The 19,103-nt window shown below is 65.6% G+C and carries 19 protein-coding genes and 1 tRNA gene; 5 read left to right on the top strand and 15 right to left on the bottom strand.

Going from position 1 to position 19,103, the window contains the following annotated elements; all coding sequences use genetic code 11:
- Nucleotides 1–2: 2 nt before the first annotated feature.
- Together ACW7G1_RS02680 and ACW7G1_RS02675 are read right to left on the bottom strand one after the other, a co-directional pair.
- A complete protein-coding gene (locus ACW7G1_RS02680) occupies nt 3–1,622 on the bottom strand; it encodes a peptide MFS transporter (RefSeq protein ID WP_456978224.1) in 1,620 nt (539 codons plus the stop codon).
- Between the two features lie 218 nt (nt 1,623–1,840).
- Complete coding sequence (locus tag ACW7G1_RS02675) at nt 1,841–2,728, bottom strand: tryptophan 2,3-dioxygenase (RefSeq protein WP_456978223.1); 888 nt, start codon at nt 2,726–2,728, stop codon at nt 1,841–1,843.
- A 147-nt stretch (nt 2,729–2,875) separates the two neighbouring features.
- Between ACW7G1_RS02675 and pdhA the strand changes: the two genes are divergently transcribed.
- From pdhA to ACW7G1_RS02660, 3 genes are all read left to right on the top strand, one after another.
- Nucleotides 2,876–3,949: a pyruvate dehydrogenase (acetyl-transferring) E1 component subunit alpha gene (gene pdhA / locus ACW7G1_RS02670; RefSeq protein WP_456978222.1), complete on the top strand. Its 1,074-nt coding sequence runs from the start codon at nt 2,876–2,878 to the stop codon at nt 3,947–3,949.
- Nucleotides 3,946–4,977 (top strand): alpha-ketoacid dehydrogenase subunit beta, encoded by a 1,032-nt coding sequence (locus ACW7G1_RS02665; protein ID WP_456978221.1) that lies wholly within the window; start codon nt 3,946–3,948, stop codon nt 4,975–4,977. Before pdhA ends, ACW7G1_RS02665 begins: the two co-directional genes overlap by 4 nt.
- 67 nt (nt 4,978–5,044) lie before the next feature.
- Nucleotides 5,045–6,436, top strand: coding sequence for a dihydrolipoamide acetyltransferase family protein (locus tag ACW7G1_RS02660; protein ID WP_456978220.1), 1,392 nt, complete (start codon nt 5,045–5,047; stop codon nt 6,434–6,436).
- A 73-nt stretch (nt 6,437–6,509) separates the two neighbouring features.
- Here ACW7G1_RS02660 and ACW7G1_RS02655 read toward each other — a convergent pair whose 3' ends face one another.
- The 8 genes from ACW7G1_RS02655 to ACW7G1_RS02620 all read right to left on the bottom strand — a co-directional run bounded on the left by ACW7G1_RS02655 (nt 6,510) and on the right by ACW7G1_RS02620 (nt 12,285).
- Nucleotides 6,510–7,841: a tryptophan--tRNA ligase gene (locus ACW7G1_RS02655; RefSeq protein WP_456978219.1), complete on the bottom strand. Its 1,332-nt coding sequence runs from the start codon at nt 7,839–7,841 to the stop codon at nt 6,510–6,512.
- 156 nt (nt 7,842–7,997) lie between these two features.
- Nucleotides 7,998–8,198 carry a CsbD family protein gene (locus ACW7G1_RS02650; protein WP_456978218.1) on the bottom strand — a complete coding sequence of 67 codons (201 nt, stop codon included), beginning with the start codon at nt 8,196–8,198 and terminating at the stop codon, nt 7,998–8,000.
- A 212-nt stretch (nt 8,199–8,410) separates the two neighbouring features.
- Nucleotides 8,411–8,575, bottom strand: a complete 165-nt coding sequence (locus tag ACW7G1_RS02645; RefSeq protein ID WP_456978217.1) for an entericidin A/B family lipoprotein — start codon at nt 8,573–8,575, stop codon at nt 8,411–8,413.
- 173 nt (nt 8,576–8,748) lie between these two features.
- Nucleotides 8,749–9,672 (bottom strand): arginase, encoded by a 924-nt coding sequence (rocF, locus tag ACW7G1_RS02640; RefSeq protein ID WP_456978216.1) that lies wholly within the window; start codon nt 9,670–9,672, stop codon nt 8,749–8,751.
- Nucleotides 9,673–9,687: 15 nt separating this feature from the next.
- Nucleotides 9,688–9,763 (bottom strand) — tRNA-Thr (locus ACW7G1_RS02635).
- A 12-nt stretch (nt 9,764–9,775) separates the two neighbouring features.
- On the bottom strand, nt 9,776–10,495 hold the full coding sequence (locus ACW7G1_RS02630; RefSeq protein ID WP_456978215.1) for a hypothetical protein: 720 nt from the start codon (nt 10,493–10,495) through the stop codon (nt 9,776–9,778).
- 36 nt (nt 10,496–10,531) lie between these two features.
- Nucleotides 10,532–11,293, bottom strand: coding sequence for a type III pantothenate kinase (locus ACW7G1_RS02625; protein ID WP_456978214.1), 762 nt, complete (start codon nt 11,291–11,293; stop codon nt 10,532–10,534).
- Nucleotides 11,293–12,285 (bottom strand): biotin--[acetyl-CoA-carboxylase] ligase, encoded by a 993-nt coding sequence (locus tag ACW7G1_RS02620; RefSeq protein WP_456978213.1) that lies wholly within the window; start codon nt 12,283–12,285, stop codon nt 11,293–11,295. The genes ACW7G1_RS02625 and ACW7G1_RS02620 overlap by 1 nt, the downstream gene beginning before the upstream one ends.
- A gap of 229 nt (nt 12,286–12,514) precedes the next feature.
- Between ACW7G1_RS02620 and ACW7G1_RS02615 the strand changes: the two genes are divergently transcribed.
- Both ACW7G1_RS02615 and ACW7G1_RS02610 read left to right on the top strand, forming a co-directional pair.
- Nucleotides 12,515–12,781 carry a hypothetical protein gene (locus ACW7G1_RS02615; protein WP_456978212.1) on the top strand — a complete coding sequence of 89 codons (267 nt, stop codon included), beginning with the start codon at nt 12,515–12,517 and terminating at the stop codon, nt 12,779–12,781.
- Nucleotides 12,782–12,784: 3 nt separating this feature from the next.
- The gene (locus ACW7G1_RS02610; RefSeq protein ID WP_456978211.1) at nt 12,785–13,537 is read left to right on the top strand and encodes a M90 family metallopeptidase; all 753 of its coding nucleotides are present in this window, start codon (nt 12,785–12,787) and stop codon (nt 13,535–13,537) included.
- Between the two features lie 52 nt (nt 13,538–13,589).
- Here the strand turns inward: ACW7G1_RS02610 and ACW7G1_RS02605 are convergent, their stop codons facing one another.
- From ACW7G1_RS02605 to ACW7G1_RS02585, 5 genes are all read right to left on the bottom strand, one after another.
- Nucleotides 13,590–14,984 (bottom strand): ATP-binding protein, encoded by a 1,395-nt coding sequence (locus tag ACW7G1_RS02605; protein WP_456978210.1) that lies wholly within the window; start codon nt 14,982–14,984, stop codon nt 13,590–13,592.
- 27 nt (nt 14,985–15,011) lie between these two features.
- Complete coding sequence (locus ACW7G1_RS02600; RefSeq protein WP_456962492.1) at nt 15,012–15,695, bottom strand: response regulator transcription factor; 684 nt, start codon at nt 15,693–15,695, stop codon at nt 15,012–15,014.
- Nucleotides 15,696–15,784: 89 nt separating this feature from the next.
- Nucleotides 15,785–16,147 (bottom strand): PepSY domain-containing protein, encoded by a 363-nt coding sequence (locus ACW7G1_RS02595; RefSeq protein WP_456978209.1) that lies wholly within the window; start codon nt 16,145–16,147, stop codon nt 15,785–15,787.
- A gap of 201 nt (nt 16,148–16,348) precedes the next feature.
- The gene (gene dusA, locus ACW7G1_RS02590) at nt 16,349–17,371 is read right to left on the bottom strand and encodes a tRNA dihydrouridine(20/20a) synthase DusA (protein WP_456978815.1); all 1,023 of its coding nucleotides are present in this window, start codon (nt 17,369–17,371) and stop codon (nt 16,349–16,351) included.
- A 144-nt stretch (nt 17,372–17,515) separates the two neighbouring features.
- Nucleotides 17,516–18,946, bottom strand: coding sequence for a sensor histidine kinase (locus ACW7G1_RS02585; protein WP_456978208.1), 1,431 nt, complete (start codon nt 18,944–18,946; stop codon nt 17,516–17,518).
- Nucleotides 18,947–19,103 lie beyond the last annotated feature (157 nt).

Raw genomic sequence — 19,103 nt, 5'->3', positions numbered from 1 at the left:
TGTTACCTGAGTTCCTTGTCCGGACGGGTACCGGCCGCTGCCGGCTCGCCGATTTCGCTCTGACCGGCCAACTCCTGGTTGTGGTGGTCTTTGACGTCTTCATGCATCAGGCGTTTGATGAATGGCGAGATCAGGATCACCACGACACCGACACCGATCGCGATCCAACCAATCCGGCCATACACGTCCATCACCGGCGTCGCTCCCTCGATGGCGCCGGCCGCACTGCCACTGGTCGCCTGGGCAATCAACCCGGCGATGAAGTTGCCTGCCGCGCTGGCCAGGAACCACGTACCCATCATCAGGCTCACCATGCTGGCCGGCGCCAGCTTGGTCATGGCCGACAAACCCACCGGCGACAGGCACAACTCACCCATCGTGTGCAGCAGGTAGATCAGGAAGATGAAGATCACCGGGGTCGGATTGCCGGTCCCGGTCGCCACCACGCCGGCCACGAGCACCAGGAACCCGGCGCCGAGCTGAATCAGGCCAAGGCCGAACTTGGCCGGCGTCGATGGTTCCAGACCACGCCTTGCCAGCGATAGCCACAGCCAGGCGAACATCGGTGCCAGCAGGATGATGTAGATCGCGTTGAGCGACTGGAACATGCCCGATGGCACGGTCCACCCGAACAGCTCCCGGTTGACGTTTTCATCGGTATAGACGTTCAGCGAGGAACCGGCTTGCTCGAACAGCGCCCAGAACAGCGGTTGCAGCGCGATCAGGAACAGCGCCGCGAGAATCCGGTCGCGATCGATCTTGTCCAGCTTGAACACCGCGTTGTACAGAAACCATGCCACCACGGCCGCGCCCGTAAGGCCCAACAGCCCACCGACGACGGACTGGTACTGGACCAGCGCCCAGACGATCACCACTCCGACCAGGCCAGACACGTAGACCATCCACTCCAGGGGAACACCCAGCACCGGGCGCTTGAGCGCGTCGGTGTCGGGCGCTTCACCGTGACCGAGCAAGTGCGGCCGCCCCCAGACGAACACGATCAAGCCGAGGAGCATGCCGACACCAGCGGCGCCGAAGCCCCAACCCCAGCCGTAGGTCTGTCCCAGGTAGGCAACCAGCAACGAACCCAGGGCCGCGCCGAGGTTGATGCCCATGTAGAAGATCGTGAACGCCGGGTCGCGACGCGGATCGCCCTGGCCGTACAACTGACCCACGATCACCGAAATATTCGCCTTCAGGAAGCCGACGCCCATGATGATGAAGGCCAGTGCCAGCCAGAACACCTCGATGTAGGCCGAACCCTGCATCTCCGCCGCACCCAGGCCGCTTGCCGGTCCGGGCCCTTCGAACGCCATCAGTCCGTGGCCGATCACCAGCAGGATGGCGCCGAACTGTACCGCCTTGCGCTGCCCGAGCCAGCGATCGGCGATGTAACCGCCCACCACCGGGGTGATGTAGACCAGCGCGGTGTACGCGCCGTAGATGATGTACGCCTTTTCTTCCGCGAACAGCCAGTGCTGCAGCAAATAGAAGATCAGGATCGCGCGCATGCCGTAGTAGGAGAAGCGCTCCCACATCTCGGCGAAGAACAGTACGAAAAGACCGCGCGGATGGCCCAGGAAGGTCTTGCCTTCCCCGAACGGTGCTGGATTGCTGGCCACTGGTTTTGCTACTCCTGAAACGGTGGTCGACTGCCTTGCGGGCCGTCTGTCTGGACTTGCACTGGCCGCTTCACGGCACGCAGTACGGAGCGGACCACCCGGCACTCGCACCGGGCGGAAGCGCGTAGGTGTAACCGGTTCCCTGCGTGTCCGTCAAATGAACGGGGTCATGATGCAATGCAACAATTCGTCGGGGACATGTGTCCGATGTGATCCGGTTACGGGCCGGCCGCGGCGGGCGCGCTGCCCGGTTTGGTGCCAATGGTGGTGCGAACCTCGAACAGCTCGGGGAAGAACGTCAACTCCAGCGCCTGCTTGAGGAAGCCCACACCCGACGACCCTCCGGTACCGCGCTTGAAGCCGATGATCCGCAACACCGTGCTCATGTGCCGGAACCGCCACAGCTGGAACTGGCTTTCCAGGTCTACCAGGTCCTCGCACAGGTGGTAGGCCTGCCAATGGGTCGCCGAATCCTCGTAGATGCGCGCGAACACCGGGATCAGCCCGGGATCGGACACATGCGCCAGCGACCAGTCACGTTGCAACAAATGCGCCGGCACGGCATGGCCATGGCGGCTCAGATAGCTCAGCGCTTCGTCATACAGCCCGGGGTTTTCCAGCACCTCACGCAAGTTCGCCTCCGCCTCCGGATCGTGCGCGAACACCTTCAGCATCGCGGCATTCTTGTTGCCCAGCAGGAACTCGATCTGGCGGTACTGCAGCGACTGGAAACCCGACGACGGCCCCAGGATGTCGCGGAACCGCATGTAATCCGATGGCGTCAGCGTTTCCAGTACCGACCACATCTCGGTCAGCTGATGGAGCACCTTCTTGCACCGCGCCAACGCCTTCTGGCAAGCGCCCACTTTATCGTCGCGCAGGTGCCCGGCGGCGGCCTTGAGCTCGTGGATCATCAACTTCATCCACAGCTCGGAGACCTGGTGCTGGACGATGAACAACAGCTCGTCATGTTCGGCCGGACTGGACAACGGATGCTGTGCATCCAACAGCCGGTCCAGGTGCAGGTATCCCGCATAACTCATCCGTCCCGACAAATCGGTATGGATGCCGGTTTCCAGCTGGCGCTCGTTCTTGTCCGCGCTCATCGCATGCTCCTCAGGTGGACGGCAAGGGTAGCGCATGGGCCTGCCCCAACTGCCACGCCCTGACCCCGCTTGCCGCACCACACAACGGCTTTTTTCACCGGGCCGGGTATGATTGGCGCCCTTCGTATGGTCCCGGGAAACATCGTAATGACGGTCGCTGCGACATTTGAAATCGAGTACCTGCAATACCTTGGCGAGGACGGCAAGCCGGTCGGTGAGTTGCCAGAGGCGTTTCGCGACCCCAAGGCGCTGCTGCCATTGTTCAAGCAGATGCTGTTCGTGCGCACCTTCGACAGCAAGTCCATCAAGCTGCAGCGGACCGGCAAGCTGGGCACCTACGCCGCAAGCCTTGGCCATGAAGCCACCCACGTCGGCATCGGCGCCTCGATGCGCCCTGAAGACGTTTTCGCTCCCAGCTACCGCGAGTACGGCGCGCAGTTCATGCGCGGCGTACAGCCGCGCGAAGTGTTGCTGTACTGGGGTGGCGATGAGCGCGGCAATGATTTTGCCCACGCCCCGCACGACTATCCGTGGTGCGTGCCGATCTCGACCCAATGCCTGATGGCGGCCGGCGCGGCGCTGTCGTTCAAGCTGCGCAAGCTCGACCGCGTCGCGGTGGCCTGCTGCGGCGATGGTGGCTCGTCGAAGACCGATTTCTACGCCGCGTTGAACTCGGCCGGTGCTTTCAAGTCGCCGCTGGTGTTGTGCGTGATCAACAACGGCTGGGCGATCTCGGTGCCTCGCAGCTCCCAGACCGGCGCGGAGACGCTGGCCCAGAAGGGCATTGCCGGCGGCCTGCATTGCCTGCAGGTGGACGGCAACGATCTGATCGCGGTGCTGGAAGCCATGCGCCGGGCCACCGAGCGCGCCCGCAGCGGTGGCGGCGGCAGCGTGATCGAGTTCATGACCTACCGCCTGCACGACCACACCACCGCCGACGATGCGACCCGCTACCGCGACGACGCCGAGGTCAAGGCCGGCTGGACCCGCGAGCCGATGCTGCGCCTGCGGACCTACCTCACCGACCAGGGCCTGTGGTCGGAGGCCGAGGAAACCGCTTGGATCGAGGAGTGCGGCCGCCTGGTCGACATCGAGATCAACGCCTATCTGGAGACCCCGGTACAGCCGGTGGAAGCGATGTTCGATTATCTCTACGCCGATCCACCGGCCGACCTGCTGGAACAACGCCAACAAGCCATCGACCGGGAGGGCCGCGCATGAGCACCACCACCAAACCGGCCAGCAAGGCCGCCGAAACGCCCAAGGCCGCTGTCGCCATCACCCTGATCGAGGCGATCACCCAGGCGCTGGCCTACGAGATCCGCGCCGACGACGCCGTCGTGGTGCTGGGCGAGGACGTCGGTGTCAACGGCGGCGTGTTCCGCGCCACTGCCGGCCTGCACGCGCAGTTCGGCTCCGAGCGGATCATCGACACGCCGCTGGACGAGACCACCATTGCCGGCCTCACCGTCGGCATGGCCAGCCAGGGCATGAAGCCGGTGGCCGAGGCCCAGTTCGACGGCTTCATGTACCCGATGGTCGACTTCATCGTCTGCCACGCCGCGCGCATGCGCTACCGCACCCGCGGCCGGCTGACCTGCCCGATGGTGCTGCGGGTGCCGTGGGGTGGCGGCATCCGCGCGCCGGAGCACCACAGCGAGGCGAACGAGTCGATCTTCACCAACGTGCCCGGCCTGCGCGTGGTCATGCCGTCCTCGCCGCAGCGCGCCTACGGCATGTTGCTGGCGGCGATCCGCGAACCCGATCCGGTGATCTTCTTCGAGCCCAAGCGCATCTACCGGCAGTACAAGGAGCTGGTGCCCGACGACGGCGAGGCGCTGCCGCTGGACGTGTGCTACGTGCTGCGTGACGGCACCGACGTGACCCTGGTGACCTGGGGCGCGCAGGTCAAGGAGGCCCTGGAGGCCGCCGACAAGCTGGCCGAGGAAGGCATCAGCGCCGAGGTCATCGATGTGGCCACGCTGCGTCCGCTGGACTTCGCCACGATTGCCGAGTCGGTCAGCAAGACCGGCCGTTGTGTGATCGTGCACGAGGCCCCGAAGACCGCCGGTTTTGGTGCCGAGATCGCCGCCCGCCTGGCCGAGGAGTCGATGTACGACCTGGTCGCGCCGGTCGAGCGCGTCACCGGCTACGACACCCACATCCCGCTGTTCCGGCTGGAGATGAAATACCTGCCCAGCGTTGCTCGCGTGGTCGAGGCGGCGAAGCGCGCAATGGCCGCCGGCTGAGGCAAACGAGGCACTGGATTCCCGCGTCCGCGGGAATGACGATCATTCTTGACGAAGACTAATGCTCATGACCGCACAGAACACGTTCTACCTGCCAGACCTCGGTGAAGGCCTGCCTGACGCCACCATCGTGGAATGGTCGGTCAAGGTCGGCGACACGATCCGTCTGGATGACGCCCTGGTGTCGATGGAGACCGCCAAGGCAATCGTCGAGGTGCCCTCGCCGGTCTCCGGCAAGGTGCTGAAGCTGGCCGGCGCGGCTGGCGACGTGATCATCACCGGCGCGATGCTGGCGCAGTTCGAAGTCGACCCCTCGATGCCACAGCGCGCGGCGGGCCAGGACACCGGCCATGGCCACGGTGGTGCGCAACCCGACACCAGTGTCGGCAGCCCGGACCCGGCGCCGGACAACAAGGTCGTGGCCTCCGACGAAGGCGGCGCCATCGAGGAGAACGGCGAGGCACCCAAGGGCGAGCCGCGCAAGGACAGCGGTACCGTGGTCGGTGCGATGCAATCCTCCGACACGGTCCGTAGCGAGCAGGCCAGCAACGCTGGCGGGGTCAAGGCGATGCCGGCGGTTCGCGCGCTGGCGCGCAAGCTCAAGGTCGACCTGTCACAAGTCACCGCCACCGGCGCCGATGACGTGATCACCATGGGCGACGTCAAGCAGGCGGCCGCGGATGGCTCGGCCAAGCTCGGCTCCGCTCCGGTGGCGCGTGCCGCCGATCGCGCGCCGGCGCCGTCCCCCGTACCGGCGCAACGCAGCACCCTGTCGCAGGCCGGCAAGCCGATGCGTACCCAGCCGCCAGGCGTGCCCGCCAGTGGCCAGCCCGAGCAGCTCAAGGGCGTGCGCCGCAACATGGCCCGGGTCATGGCCGACGCCCACGCCAAGGTGGTGCCCACCACGCTGGTCGACGACGCCGACCTGCACGCCTGGATCGGCAAACAGGACATCACCGCGCGTCTGATCCGCTCGATCGTTGCGGCCTGCAAGGCAGTGCCGGCGCTCAATGCCTGGTTCGACGGCGACAAGCTGGTGCGCACGATGCACCCGCATGTCGATATCGGCATCGCCGTGGACACCGACGACGGCTTGTTCGTGCCGGCGTTGCGCAATGCCGACATGCTCGATGCGACCGGCGTACGTGGCGCCATCAAGCGCCTGCGCGCGCAGGTCGAGGATCGCTCGATCCCGGCCAGCGAACTGTCCGGCTACACCATCTCGCTGTCCAACTTCGGCATGTTCGCCGGCCGCTACGCGACGCCGGTGGTGGTGCCGCCGACCGTCGCCATCGTCGGTGCCGGCAAGCTCTCCCATGACGTGGTCGCAGTGATGGGTGGCATCGAGGTTCATCGCCGGATGCCGATCTCGCTGACCTTCGATCACCGCGCGGCCACCGGCGGCGAAGCGGCGCGGTTCCTGAAGGCACTGCTGGACGACCTGTCGGCGCCGAACTGAGGCACGCGACACCGCGGAGTTTCAAACCGCCACGCCGTTATCTCCGCTTCGGCGGGGATAACGGCCGGCACTCTCAGGTGCTCCTTGCAGCGACCTTGTCGGCCTCGGCCGCGGCGAGCTGACCGAGCGACGCCCTGACCTCGTCGGCGCTCACGCCATCGACCAGCATCAGCGTTGCATCGCCCCCCCCGAAACCTTCGCGCTTGAGCGCAGCAATGCGCTGCCCGGCGTCCTTCGGCGAATCAAAGCCCGCGCTTTGCAGCAGCACGCGGTCGCCATCGACCAGCTTGAAATAAAACCTGCCATCGCCTTCGCGATACTGCTTGAGCGACGGCAGCACGCCCTTCACGGCAAGCTTGCCGACGGCTTCGGCAGACGCCTTTGACAGGTCACGCAAACCGACCGCCTCGCGCAGGGTTGCCAGTGCCGGTGCGGCGCGCTCCACTCGCAGGCGCGCCGCTCCATCGCGCAGGATCGCCTCGATCTCCGCCGGCTTCGCCATCAGCGTTTCGTACTTCTCACGCAGCGGCGCCACCTCGGCATCGATACGCTCGAATAGCGCCTGCTTGGCCTCGCCCCAGGCGATGCCGTCGACAAACGCCTGGCGCATCGCCTCGGTCTCCGCCGGGGAGGCGAACGCCTGGTAAAGCTGGAACACGTTGGAGCCGTCGGCATCCTTGGGCTCGCCGGGTGCGCGCGAGTCAGTGACGATCGAATAGATCAGCTTCTTCAATTGCGCACGCGGAGTGAACAACGGAATCGTGTTGTCGTAGCTCTTGCTCATCTTGCGACCATCGAGGCCGGGCAGGGTCGCTACCTGCTCCTCGATCTGCGCCTCGGGCAAGGTGAAATACTCGCGACCCATCGGCGCGCCATATAGATGGTTGAACCGCTGGCCGATGTCGCGCGCCATCTCGATGTGCTGGATCTGGTCGCGGCCGACCGGCACCTTGTGCGCGTTGAACAGCAGGATATCGGCCGCCATCAGCACCGGGTACATGAACAAGCCGGCGGTGATCCCGGCATCGTCGTCCTCATCGGTCTCGCGGTTCTTGTCGACCGATGCCTTGTAGGCGTGGGCACGGTTGAGCAGCCCCTTGCCGGCAACGCAGGTCAGCAGCCAGGTCAACTCGGTGGTTTCGGGCACGTCGGATTGCCGGTAGAACCAGACCTTGTCCGGCTCCAGGCCACACGCCAGCCAGGTCGCGGCGATCTCCAGGGTTGAACGCTGCACCCGCGCCGGATCCTGCACCTTGATCAGGGCATGGTAATCGGCGAGGAAGTAGAAGCTTTCCACCCCGACGATACGGCTGGCAGCAACGGCGGGGCGGATCGCGCCAACGTAGTTGCCCAGGTGCGGCGTGCCAGAAGTGGTGATGCCGGTGAGGACGCGGGAGTGCTGCATGGTGAGTCGACTGGGAGTACGGCCGACCAGTTTACCCGCAGCGGGTTTTTACCGACGGCCACTCGCGCCCACGTAGAGCGACGCAACGAAAACGGGCCGGTTTCCCGGCCCGTCTGTAGTTACCACGACCCTCGTTGCCCCGTGGCCCTTGTCTGATCAGCCCAGGGTCTGGCTGAAGTCCTTCACTTCCTGGTCCGCACGTTCGCGGTCGTAACCGTATTTCTCCTGCAACTTGCCCGACAGGTAGTCGGCGTTACCTTCGGCGACATCGAAAACGTCGTCGGTCAGGTCGCCCCATTTGGCTTGCGCCTTGCCTTTGAGCTGGGTCCACTTGCCGGAGATGATGTCCTTGTTCATGGATGTTGTCCTCGCTTTTTGGGGGAAGGGAAGAGCTGACAGTGCCGTAGCACTGCGACGCCAGTATTGTCGTCGGCCCGTTCAAGCCGCGTCACGGTTGCGTTATCTGCTGATGACGAGCGCAGGCGTCGGTGAAAACTCCCGTTGCCGCAAATGCAAAAAGCCGGATTGCTCCGGCTTTTTGCAGCGAACCTGCTAATCGAATCGACCGATCAGCACTCTGTCGAGGTATCGCAATCGATGTGACCTTCCGCCTCATCTTCAATTGCATCACCGGCCTTCTGCACGTCTTCACCCACACCGGCCATCGTGTGGCAGGCGGTCAGGGTGCCCATCGAAAACAGGGACAACAACATCAATGCAATCAATCGCTTCATGGGTTTCTCCTCGGGACAGATGATCCAGTTACACATTGGGCCGCGCTCGTTGTCTGCAGCCGTGAAACCATCATCGCGAAGGCATGTGAAGCCTGCGTGCACCGCAAGGGGTCGGCGACCAATCCAACAGCGGCCGCTGCGGTAACCGTTCAGAAAACCCGGGCCGCGCTCGCTCAGCCGCGCATCAGGGTGGATTTGCCAAACAGGCTTTCCACCAGGTCGACGGCGACCAGCGCGGTCATGTTGTCCCGGTCCAGGATCGGGTTGAGTTCCACGATATCCAGCGACGCCATGCGCCCACTGTCGGCAATCATCTCCATCACCAGTTGCGCCTCGCGGTAGGTCGGGCCACCCGGCACGGTGGTGCCCACGCCAGGCGCGACGCTGGGATCCAGGAAGTCGACATCGAAGCTGACGTGCAGGTGGGTGTTGTCGTCCATCCCGTCCAGCGCCTCTTCCATGACCTGCTTCATCCCGACCTCATCGATGTAACGCATGTCGTAGACGTCCAGGCCATGCTTCTTGACCAGTTGCTTCTCGCCTTCGTCAACGGAGCGGATCCCAATCTGGCGAACCATCGACGGCTGGATCGCCGGCGCATCGCCCCCCAGGTGGGTCAACTCGCGCGGGCCCAACCCACACAGGCAGGACACCGGCATGCCATGGGTGTTGCCGGTGGGAGTGACATCGCTGGTATTGAAGTCGGCATGGGCGTCAAGCCAGAGCAGGCGCAAGGTCTTGCCGGTCTCGCGGCAATGACGGGCGACCGCCGTCACCGAGCCCAGGCCCAGGACGTGATCACCGCCCAGCATGATCGGCATCCGGCCAGCGGCAAGTTCGGCATGCACCGCCTCCATTACCAGCCGGTTCCATTCGGTGACTTCAGGCAGGTGGCGGTAACCATTGACCGGCCCCTGCCACGGGTTGCGCGGGCCTTCCAGGTTGCCGCGGTCGAGCACGTCGATCCCGCGCGCCGTCAGTGCCTCGCCGATCCCGGCAATCCTCAGCGCCTCCGGCCCCAACCGGGCCCCCCGGTCCCCTGCCCCGACGTCCGTGGGCGCGCCAATGATCGAGACGGGTCGATAGGTACGGTTCATGGTGCCTCCAGAACTTGGTGCCGGCTGTCAGAGTCGAACTGACGACCTACCGCTTACAAGGCGGTTGCTCTACCAACTGAGCTAAGCCGGCGAATCGGTCATTCTAACGCGGCGGCGGGGTCGGTTGATCCGTGGCCGACGATACGGCCGGCAGGTCGGCATCAAACACCTCGCAGTCGATCGGCTCGACGCGGGGGGCGTCGATCACTGCCTGTGCGTCGACGGGGTCAAATGCTTCCCCGGCGCCTGCGTCCAGCCAGTGCTCAGCCGGTCCCGCGCCGATGGGGATGACGCGCGCGGCAAACCCGGCGGCGACCACCCTGGCGGCGTGCTGGCGCGCCGAAGACTCGCCGCCGAACAATCCCAGCGAGATGGCATTGGCCTGGCCACCGTCACCGATCACGTAGTAGTCCTTGAAGCCGGCGGCGAGCACACGCTTGGCGGTGTCCTGCGCTTCATCCCGGCTCGGCAATGGGGGCAGCAGCACCTGCCAGCTGCGTGGAGTGCCCGCGGACAAGCTGCGGGTCCGGGCACGCAGCAGCTGCGGTTGCAGGCGAAACTGCGCCTGCCTGGCCGCCCCGGCATCGGCGAATGGCCCAAAGCGAACGCATTGGCTGGGCTCGGCCGGGACCTGCTGCGCTGACGCGGACGAGGGCACCTGGACAATCGCTGGATCGGCCCGTGTCCCCGTCACCAGTTGCAAACGGGCGACACCGGCCGCAATGACAGGCGCGTCGGCGGGCGCAGGCACACGCAGCGCCCACCACAGGGCGACGCCAAGGTTGAGGACCACCAGAAGGACGGCAAGTGCGCGAATCAGCATCCGCCGATTGTATCGATCCCTTGCCGCAGCGCGAGGTCAGGCGGGATCCTCGACCCGCGCCCAGTGGGCAAGCCCGTCCAGTACCAGCCGTGGCACCCAACGCGCCTGCGGCAGTCGTGGCAACAATGCCGGCGCGCCGCCGCCGTGCAGGTACAAGGTGGGAGCGACGTCCAACTGTTCACGGGCCATGGCCAGGCTGCGCTCGATCAGCCCCAACGCCGCGCCCTCGCAACCGGAAACCAGCGCGTCGAGGGTGTCGTCGGCGAACTCGATATAATTCCCGCCCGTCTCCGGCAACTGCCGTGCGCGCCGATGCAGGGCCTCGCGCATCAAGCTCGGCGAGGCGGCAATGCGGCCCCCGCGATGCAGCCCCTCGGCATCCATCAGGTCGATGGTCAAGGCGGTACCGACCGCGCACACCAACGCCGCACCATCACCGCGTGCATGCGTGGCGAGCATGGCCAGGAACCGGTCCACACCCAACCGCGAGGGATCCGCGTAGGCCACTCGAAGCCCATGCCGACCGCGCGAGGTGCGGGCGATCGATATCCGCCCACACCGCGGCGACAGCGCCTGCAACAGGGTCACCCGCAATTCGTCGGAGGCGACGCTGGCCAGGTAGGCGACCGGTATGTGCGAGGGCAGGCGCCGCTCCAGCTCGGCAACCAGGTTGTCGTTACGATGATCGATCGCGACGACCTCACCGGCACTGCCGTCGTCTTCCATCGGCGCGCACTTGAGCCGGCTGTTGCCCAGGTCGAACAGCCAACGTCGCGGCGAGTGCGGGGTTGGCACCATCAGTCGGCGCCGATCCGGCGCACGCTGACGTCACCGGAATGGAACGACTTCTCGCTGCCATCGTCCAGCCGTACGCGCAACGCACCGTCCGCCGCCAAGCCGATCGCCGTGCCGGTCTGCTCGCAGCCTTCGCCGCGCAAGATGATGGCTTCGCCTGCCAGTGCATCCATCGCGGCGTAGCGCGGCAACAACGGCCCCAGTCCGCTGCGGTCGAAGGCGTCCAACGTTGTCACCAGTTCTGCCACCAATGCGGAAGCCACGGCGTTTCGCGAAGGTGATTGCTGTAACCCGGACAGATCGCACCAGGGCTGATCGACCCGGCTCGCGTCGCCGTCGGGCATGCGCACGTTCAGCCCCAGCCCGATCACCGCCCGCACCGGTCCGGCGTGTTCGCCACCTCCCTCGACCAGCAGCCCTCCCAGTTTGCGCAGGCTTCCGTCGGGTCCCGCCACGACCAGGTCGTTGGGCCATTTCAGGCGAACCTGACGGAAGCCCAGTCCATGCAGCGCATCGACACTGGCAATCCCCGCCGCCAGGCTGAGGCCGCCGAGCCGTGCCAGGCCACCGGTGAAGCCGCGCGACAACGACAGATACAGGTGGGCGGCAAGTGGCGAATGCCAATCCCGCCCGCGGCGGCCTCGGCCCCCGGTCTGGCGCTCGGCCAGCAACACGGTGGCGCCGCCGTCTTCCGCGCACGGTCGGCGCAGCAATTCGCTGTTGGTCGAATCCAGCGTCCAGGCCAGCTCCAACGACGCCATTCGCGCGCGCACCGGCGCCGACAGCCCCGCGATGATGGCGTCGCTATCGAGCAGGTCCAACGGCCCGACCAGCTGGTAACCACGGCCCGGCTTGGCATCGATCGCCACCCCGGCCCGGCGCAACGCCTCAATGCGCTTCCAGACCGCGGCGCGGGTCTGGCCGCCGTCGCGTGCCAGCGCATCGCCCGATACCGGCCCCTGGATCAACCGCTTCAACAACGCCCGCTCGTCCATCAGCGCGCCACCGCTGCCGGGCGATTTGGCCGCACAGCGAATGGCCGGCGACAGGAACGGACGGAAGGAGACATGGCTCGATTATGCGCGAACGCGCACCAGTGCCGGCTCACGGGCACCCCACCGTTGTCATGTTGCGATGCAACATGATGCTGCTACACCCCACGGGTTTTCGCGTTATAGTCGGGGATCGACGGGATCAGAATCCCGCTGCGCCGAGGTTTCCAAGATGTTGCGGATCGCCCTGTGCTTACTGTTGCTTCTGATTAGTTCGACCGTGGCTGCGCGCGAGGTCAAGATGAGCTCGCCCGACGGTGGTGGCTGCCCGGATGACGGCATCAGCCAGCATTCCGATGAGATCGCTCCGGCCATGCATCTCAGCACTCCAGCCCGCAGCGAGACCATCAAGATCAAGCCCGGCATCCAGACCGAGACCCCCTCCAACCGTTCGCCGTCGATCCGGTTGCACAGCTTCGTGCCGGGCATGTTTCGTTGATCCTTGAGCAATTTGCTGCGTCGCTTATGGCGCCCTGCCGACCCGATTGACCCCGTCTTGTGGCGCGAAACCCGCGCCGCATTGCCATGGCTGGCCGGACTGGATGCGCCACGCGAGGCACGGTTGCGGCAGCTGGCGTCGCGCTTCCTGCGCACCAAGACCATCACCCCCATCGACACGCTGCAGCTGGGCCCGGCGGATCGCTGCCTGCTGGCGACGCTGTGCTGCCTGCCATTGATCGAGTTCGGCGAGCAAGGCCTGCAGGGTTGGTCGCAACTGATCATGTATCCGGACGCGTTCCGGGTCGAGCGCAGCCACATCGACGCGGCCGGGGTTTTGCACCAATGGCAGGACGAGTTGATCGGCGAGGCCTGGGATGCCGGTCCGGTAATTCTCTCGTGGGCGGACGTGATGGCGGACTGCGCCGATCCGCGCGCCGGCTACTGCGTGGCGGCGCATGAGATCGCCCACAAGATCGATGTCCTCGACGGCGTGCTTGACGGCACCCCGCCGCTGCCGCGTCGCTGGCAACGCGAGTGGGCGCGCGATTTCCAGGCCGCTTTCGACACATTGGTCGCCCAGGTCGACGCTGGCCGGGAGACCGCGATCGATGCCTATGCGGCGCAGGCTCCGGAAGAATTCTTCGCGGTGGCGACCGAGTACCACTTCAGCGACCCGGCAAGCCTGGCGCGTGCGATGCCGGCGGTGGCCGCACACCTGGTGCGGTTCTATGGCCCGTCGCCGTTTGCGCGATAGCGCCGGGGCACAGCGCACCCGTTTACGGCATCCCGGCTTACCGCATGCTTGCCTACAAGCGGGGAGGCAACTGGATCTCGAAACGGGCGCCGCCGAGCTCTGCGGATTCAGCCACGTCCAGGGTCCCGCGATAGGCACGCACGATGTCCTGCACGATGGCCAGGCCAATGCCGTGGCCTTGCACCCGCTCGTCGCCGCGCACGCCGCGCTGCAAAACCAGCGCAACCTGCTCCGGCGCAATCCCCGGCCCATCGTCTTCCACCGCAATCACCACCCCAGGGCGGCGATTGGGCGCATCCCCACCGGCCTTGACGGTCAGCAACACACGTGAATCGGCCCATTTGAATGCGTTCTCCAACAGATTGCCCAGCAACTCCATCAGGTCGCCGGGCTCGCCGTTGAACTGGACTCCCTCGGCGATGTCGAACTCGCACAACACGCTTTTGTGCGCGTAGACCTTTTCCAGGCTGCGCACCAGTTGCTCGGCGTGCGGCTCGATGTCCAACGGCGCCGAGAACAGCGCATGGCCACCGGATGCGGCGCGAGCAAGCTGATAGGAGACCAGGTCGTTCATCCGTTGCAGTTGAGTGAGTACGTCCTCGCGCAGCTCGGTCTCCGGCGCGTCGTCTTCCAGCCGCGCACGCAGCACCGCCAGCGGTGTCTTGAGGCTGTGGGCGAGATCGGCCAGGGTATTTCGCTGCTGATCGAGGTTCTCGCGCTCACTTTCGATAAAGGCGTTGATGCTCTCGGCCAGCGGCTCCAGCTCGCGCGGGTGGCGCTCGCTCATGCGCGACATCGCGCCACGCTGGACCCGCTTGAGTTCCTCGATCACCCGTCGCAGCGGATGCAGGCTCCAACGCAGGACCAGCCCTTGCAGCAATAGCAAGACCAGGCCTGCCCCACCGAGATACCGCCACAAGGCTTCGCGGAACACCTCCACTTGGCGGCTCAACGCGGTGGTGTCTTCCAGGATATAGATCGTGTAAGGGAACTCGGCGCGCGGGTCATCGCCACCGGCGTAGATCAGGCCACGCCCATAGCGATACGCCTGTCCGGGCTGCCCATTGATCTCGGTGATCTGCAGTGGCCCTTCGAAGGTCTCCCGGCGCGCATCCAGCAGGTTCCCATCGGGCAATACCGGACCGACCGAGGACGAGGAGTCCCATCTGCCATTGGGCAATACCACTTCCGCGTACAGGCCACTGCCCGGACGCTCGAAACGCGGGTCCGGTGGCATGTAAGGCGGGATGAACGTGCCGTCACGGGCAAAGTCGCTGTCGGCATACGCCAGGGCATAACTGCGCATGCGCTGGTACAGGTTGCTTTCCGCCGTTTCCAGGAACGCGCGATCGAGCGCGACACCGGCCAGGGCGAGGAAGGCCACCAGGCCCAGGCTGGCGGCCAACAGTTGGCGTGCCTGCAGCGAACGCGGCTGGGTCCGACTCATCGTGCGCGGGTGACCGCCGGTGCGCGGTTATTCGCCGCTGCGCGGGATGGCGAAGCGGTAACCCCGACCGCGCACGGTCTCGATCGGTTTCAGGCTGCCTTCGGGATCAAGCTTCTTGCGCAGCCGCCCGATGAAGACTTCCAGCACATTGGAGTCACGATCGAAGTCCTGCTGGTAGATGTGCTCGGTCAGGTCAGCCTTGGACACCAGCTCGCCGGCATGCATCATCAGGTATTCCAGCACCTTGTATTCATAGCTGGTGAGATCGACATTGACCTCGTCCACGCTTACCGTCTGCGCGGCCAGGTCCAGGCTTACCGGGCCACACTCAAGGGTGGGTTTGCTCCAGCCCGCGGCGCGGCGCACCAGCGCGTTGATGCGCGCCAGCAGCTCTTCTACATGGAATGGCTTGACCAGGTAATCGTCCGCGCCCTGCTTCAGCCCCTCGACCTTGTCCTGCCAGCTCGATCGAGCGGTGAGGATCAATACCGGAAATTTCTTGCCCTCGTCGCGCAGCGCCTTGATCAACTCCATCCCCGACATCCTGGGCAGGCCAAGGTCGATGATGCCCAGGTCGAACGGCACCTCACGGCCCATGTACAGGCCCTCCTCTCCGTCCTGCGCGGCGTCCACCGCATAGCCTTCGCGCTTGAGGCGCGCGGCCAAGGTTTCGCGCAACGGCGCTTCATCTTCTACCAGCAGGATTCGCATGGTTACTCCTTGGGTGCTGTCGGCTGCCCTGAACAGGGGAGGTTACGACGCAGGATGGCTGTTCAGTTGTTGTCGTGGCGTGTACGCAGTCAATCGCCCTGCGCAGCGTGATTGCGCGGATCATCAACATACACGCGGACGCGCCCGTTGGAGTCGACGATCTTGATGCGATTGATGTCACGCCCATCGTACGGCACCCGCTCGGCGCTGATCACCTCGCCGTCGGTCCGTCGTTCGACCCGACGCACGGCCTCGGACAACGCGCGCTGGTCTGCGACGCGCTCGTTGTCGTGGCTGCGACGTTGCGTCGGTCTGGCCTGACCGCGCTCGATACCCGCCCGGTCCGACTCGCGCGCCTTGTCACGGGTACGCTGCGCCAACGCATCACCGCCCGCCATCGCCGTGGCAATGAAGGCAATCAACGAGGCGAAGATGACGACGCGGCGGGACATGACGCTCCGGGGCCGCGCAACAGGCGCAGCCAACTGGATGAGGGCCTTGCATTCTCGTGACGAGGCGGTGAATCCGGTCTGAACTTTTTCTTCACATCCCGGTCCCGTTCAGTATCGCCGGGCATTGACGCCCATCGTCAATAGATCTCGCCCACGCAGCAGCGCAGCGCCCCCTTGCAGGCCCAGGCGATAGAGGAAGGGTCAGGCCGTGGCGGCATCGGACTGGAACGACTCGGTGACCGTCAGCGCGCGCCCGACCAGCCCCCAGTCGGCGCCGGGCTTGTGTGCGCCCTCGCTGAGCACCTGGCGGAACGCCCGACCGCCGCGTTGACCGGCAAACAGGCCAAGCAGGTGGCGGGTAATGTGCTTGAGATAGACGCCGCGCTCAAGCTGGCTCTCGACGTAGGGCCTGAACTGGCGCAACAGCTCGGCACGCGGGCGCACCTCACCACCAAACCAGGCGGCGTCGAGCCGGTGCAGCAGGTAGGGATCGTGATACGCGGCGCGGCCGAGCATCGCGCCGTCGACGTGGTCCAGGTGCGCGCCCGCCTCGGTCGCCTCGTTGATGCCGCCGTTGACGATCACCTGCAGGTCGGGCCGCTCGCGCTTGATCCGGTACGCCCAGTCGTAACGCAGCGGCGGCACCTCGCGGTTCTCCTTTGGCGACAGGCCCTTGAGCCAGGCATTGCGCGCATGCACCACGAACATCCGGCAGCCCGCGGCGGCAACCTCGTCGATGAAGGCGCGGAAGCGCTCGTAGTCGTGGTCATCATCGACCCCGAGCCGGCACTTCACCGTCACCGGCACGCTGCACGCGTCAACCATTGCCGCGACCGAAGCGGCGACCAGCGCCGGCTCGCGCATCAGGCACGCGCCGAAGCGTCCGGCCTGGACCCTGTCGGAGGGACAGCCGCAATTGAGGTTGACCTCATCGAAGCCGATATCGGCCCCGATCCGCGCCGCCTGGGCCAGCAGTGCCGGCTCGCTGCCACCCAGTTGCAGGGCGACCGGATGCTCGACCGGATCGAGCGCCAGCAACCGTGCACGGCCCTCCTCGGTCTTGCTGCCGTGGATCACCGCATTGGCGTGGACCATCTCGGTGTACAGCCGCGCATGCGGCGCGAGCAGACGATGGAACACCCGGCAATGGGTATCGGTCCAGTCCATCATCGGGGCGACGGAAAGACGCAGCGATGCCTCATAGCGGGCTCTTCCCCGACCTATCAAGCTTTCAGCCTCATTGTCAGGGGTCACGTTCTCGGCCACTTACGGGAGTTTCCGGAGGTTTTTTGTTAACCGAGAGCTACATTCTAGGCTGTGTAGCACCCATGGGGGACCTTCGTCAGCCGCCGTCGCAAGGACGGCTCGTCAGGGTACACGGCTCAAATCCGCATCAAGCGATGGCACGGTGGACGCTTCCAGCGGCAGTTCAATCCGGACCGTGGTGCCCTCCCCGGGCATGCTGTCCACCTCAATCCAGCCGCCGGCATCGACAATGAGGTCGTGGGCGACGGCCAGGCCCAGCCCGGTGCCCTGCCCCGCCGGCCGAGTGGTGAAGAAGGCTTCGAACACGCGCGCTCGGGTAGCTTCGTCCATGCCATGGCCGGTGTCGCGCAGGCCGAGCGCCAGCCGATCCTTCGCCGCTGGCGGATGCAGCTCGACGTGGAAAGTGCCGCCGTCGGCCATCGCCTGGTTGGCGTTGGCCGCAATGTTGAGGATCATCAGGTCGAACTGCGCGTGGTCGAAGCGGATCGGCAGCGACTGCTCCGGCACGTCCATCCGGATCGCCACCGTCGGGTCGAACAGTTGCCGCAGCATCGGCTGCATGTCACGCAGCGCCTGGCTGGCATCGAAGGTTTCCGGCATCGCGACATCGCGTCTGCTGAAGTTCAGCAGCTTCTGGCTGATCGCGGTCGCACGGCGTGCAGCCGACTCCACTCCTGCCAATGCCTTCCTCTGCGACTCGGGGTCGCTATCGTCGCGCCGGCCCCGCTCCGCATGCCCGATGATCAGTCCGAGCAGGTGGTTGAAGTCGTGCGCCAACCCGCTGGCCAGCCGACCTACCGCCTCGACCTTCTGGGCGTGAATCAATTGTCCGTGGATGCGCTCGCGCTCGAGGATCTCGGCTTGCAGTCGCTCGTTGCTGCTAGTGAGTTCATCCCCGCGCAGCGTTGCCGCCTGCAGGCTCTCGCGCAGTGCGGCCACCGTGCGGTCGACCACGATCGCGATGAACAGGAAGATCAACGCGGCGATGATGCAATCAACGGCCGCGACCAACGCGGCGTCGCCGTTGTCCATGGCACGGAAATCCACCACGCTGCCAACGGCGAACGCCAGCACCATCCAGCCGTACATCAACCACAACGCACGCCGGCCGATCACCAGTCCGGCGATGATCAGCCACACGGCCTGGATCGGCTGTTCGTAGCGACTGGCGCCGAATCCGCTGCCGAGGTAACCCAGCAGTGTCCCGACCGCGAGCACCACCATCAGCAATCGCACCGCACCCTGGAAGCGGCCGCGCCGTACCAGCCACAGATCGAACAGGGCGAAGACGCTGATGACGATGCTGGTGACCAGGCTGGCGGTCTCACCTGGCCGCCATGGGGTGTCGGCGCCAAAGATGCGATACAGCCACATCAACGGGGGCGTGAACGCCAGCAACAGCAACAAGACCTGCAGCATGGGCGCATTGCGCCGGTCGACCAGACCGTCGATGGGCGCGCGCGACAGCCACCCCGACAACGCCCGCCATGGATTGCCTATCCAGCGAATTGGTGCAGGCAGAACAGTACTCATGAACGCCCCTCGTCATGCTCGGATGCAGCCGAGGGAGCGACTCTACAGCAGGCCGGCCGTTGCCCGATCCTCCTGCATTCCTGCACACACGACATACAAGTGACGGGTATCACAGAGCGGGCATTCGAGCCGGGGGCACGCGCAATCCCGCGTAGGA

Source organism: Lysobacter sp. A378, assembly GCF_054052125.1.
The sequence above is the reverse complement of the archived record's forward strand: the minus strand, read 5'-3'. Positions and strand labels throughout refer to the sequence as shown.

Excerpts from the sequence above, each read along its gene's own strand:
- rocF (WP_456978216.1), bottom strand. The coding sequence starts at position 9,672 with ATGAACCGTACCTATCGACCCGTCTCGATCATTGGCGCGCCCACGGAC.
- ACW7G1_RS02665 (WP_456978221.1), top strand. The coding sequence starts at position 3,946 with ATGAGCACCACCACCAAACCGGCCAGCAAGGCCGCCGAAACGCCCAAG.
- ACW7G1_RS02675 (WP_456978223.1), bottom strand. The coding sequence starts at position 2,728 with ATGAGCGCGGACAAGAACGAGCGCCAGCTGGAAACCGGCATCCATACC.
- ACW7G1_RS02605 (WP_456978210.1), bottom strand. The coding sequence starts at position 14,984 with ATGAGTCGGACCCAGCCGCGTTCGCTGCAGGCACGCCAACTGTTGGCC.
- ACW7G1_RS02630 (WP_456978215.1), bottom strand. The coding sequence starts at position 10,495 with ATGCTGATTCGCGCACTTGCCGTCCTTCTGGTGGTCCTCAACCTTGGC.
- ACW7G1_RS02650 (WP_456978218.1), bottom strand. The coding sequence starts at position 8,198 with ATGAACAAGGACATCATCTCCGGCAAGTGGACCCAGCTCAAAGGCAAG.
- ACW7G1_RS02660 (WP_456978220.1), top strand. The coding sequence starts at position 5,045 with ATGACCGCACAGAACACGTTCTACCTGCCAGACCTCGGTGAAGGCCTG.
- ACW7G1_RS02625 (WP_456978214.1), bottom strand. The coding sequence starts at position 11,293 with ATGGTGCCAACCCCGCACTCGCCGCGACGTTGGCTGTTCGACCTGGGC.
- ACW7G1_RS02615 (WP_456978212.1), top strand. The coding sequence starts at position 12,515 with ATGTTGCGGATCGCCCTGTGCTTACTGTTGCTTCTGATTAGTTCGACC.
- ACW7G1_RS02655 (WP_456978219.1), bottom strand. The coding sequence starts at position 7,841 with ATGCAGCACTCCCGCGTCCTCACCGGCATCACCACTTCTGGCACGCCG.
- pdhA (WP_456978222.1), top strand. The coding sequence starts at position 2,876 with ATGACGGTCGCTGCGACATTTGAAATCGAGTACCTGCAATACCTTGGC.
- ACW7G1_RS02585 (WP_456978208.1), bottom strand. The coding sequence starts at position 18,946 with ATGAGTACTGTTCTGCCTGCACCAATTCGCTGGATAGGCAATCCATGG.
- ACW7G1_RS02645 (WP_456978217.1), bottom strand. The coding sequence starts at position 8,575 with ATGAAGCGATTGATTGCATTGATGTTGTTGTCCCTGTTTTCGATGGGC.
- ACW7G1_RS02620 (WP_456978213.1), bottom strand. The coding sequence starts at position 12,285 with ATGGACGAGCGGGCGTTGTTGAAGCGGTTGATCCAGGGGCCGGTATCG.
- ACW7G1_RS02595 (WP_456978209.1), bottom strand. The coding sequence starts at position 16,147 with ATGTCCCGCCGCGTCGTCATCTTCGCCTCGTTGATTGCCTTCATTGCC.
- ACW7G1_RS02600 (WP_456962492.1), bottom strand. The coding sequence starts at position 15,695 with ATGCGAATCCTGCTGGTAGAAGATGAAGCGCCGTTGCGCGAAACCTTG.